Raw genomic sequence first — 1,323 nt, 5'->3', positions numbered from 1 at the left:
CTGACTGTGAGGCTGGCCGGGTCGGTCCGCAGATGATGGGCTGATGGTCGGCGGCAGCGGACGTGACTCTTGCTCTGACTGGCTTCGTGCCTTGGCCGGACTTGTCCGTCTGCTGCTGCCGGCGCCGGCCCGGCGGGAGACGTTTGGCCTGATCAGGAGCTTGACCGCCAGTTAGCGGCTGGCGTGTCTCATCACAGTCCTGCCATCTCCGCACCGGACCGGACCTGTGCGTCCCCACGGTGAGGAGAGAACGCATGTCCATGCTGGCAGAACTGGTCGAGGTCGTCATCGGCGTCGACACGCACAAAGACACTCACAGCGCCGCGCTGCTCGACACCCGTACCGGTGGGGTCCTGGCCAGGGTCACGGTGAGCACCGACCCGGACGGCTACGCGCGACTGGTGGCCCTGGCTGAGCAGCACTCGGGGCTGCGGGCGTGGGCGCTGGAGGGCTCTGGCGGCTACGGCGCCGGCCTGGCTCGGCATCTGGCCGACGCTGGTGAGCTGGTCGTCGAGCTGGACCGGCCGCTGCGCCCGACCCGCCGCGCCGGGGCGAAGTCCGATGCGATCGACGCCGAACGCGCCGCCCGCGACGCTCTGGCCCGCACGCGGCTGGCGCAACCCAAGACCGGCCCCGAGCGGGCCGCACTGCAGATGCGCCTGACCGCCCGCCGTGCAGCCGTGGAAGCCAGCGCGGACGCCCAGCGGCAGCTGCACGCCATGGTGATCACCGGACCCGAAGTGGTGCGGGCCCGGTTCCGCGGCCAGAGCACCCGACTCATGCTCACCACCGCCACCCGACTGCGCCCCACCACCAGCGCCGACGTCGAGGTGTTCACCTGCCTGACCGTGTTACGGGACCTCGCCCGCCGCGTCCGCTTCCTCGAGGCCGAAGCCACCGAGCACGAGAAAGCGATCCGCGCGATCGTCCGCTCCTGGCGCCCCGACCTGCTCCACCTCACCGGCGTCGGACCGATCGTCGCCGCCACCGTGCTCACCGCCTGGTCCCACCCAGGACGCTGCCGCAACGACGCCGCGTTCGCCATGCTCGCCGGCGCCGCACCGATCCCGGCGTCCTCCGGCAAAACCGTCCGCCACCGCCTCAACCGCTCAGGAGACCGCCAACTCAACCGCGCCCTGCACACCGTCGTCCTGACCCGCCTACAACACGACGAACGCACCCGCGCCTACGCCGAGCGCCGCCGCACCCAAGGCAAAACCGACCGAGAGATCAAACGCTGCCTCAAGCGCTACATCGCCCGAGAGCTCTACCGACGCCTCGAAACCCCACCACAACCACTTGACGCGGCATAGGAGCGTCCGG

Annotated in this window: 1 protein-coding gene; it reads left to right on the top strand. The window is 70.7% G+C overall.

Annotated features, from left to right (window positions below; translation table 11 throughout):
• The first annotated feature begins 254 nt into the window (after nucleotides 1-254).
• Entirely contained in the window at nucleotides 255-1,313 is a 1,059-nt protein-coding gene (locus tag ACIP9D_RS32845; protein WP_350877585.1) for an IS110 family transposase, read from the top strand.
• Nucleotides 1,314-1,323 lie beyond the last annotated feature (10 nt).

Source organism: Micromonospora sp. NPDC093243 (assembly GCF_044753725.1).
Taxonomy (GTDB): domain Bacteria; phylum Actinomycetota; class Actinomycetes; order Mycobacteriales; family Micromonosporaceae; genus Micromonospora.
Note: the sequence above shows the minus strand (reverse complement) of the source record. Positions and strands in the feature narration are given on the sequence as shown.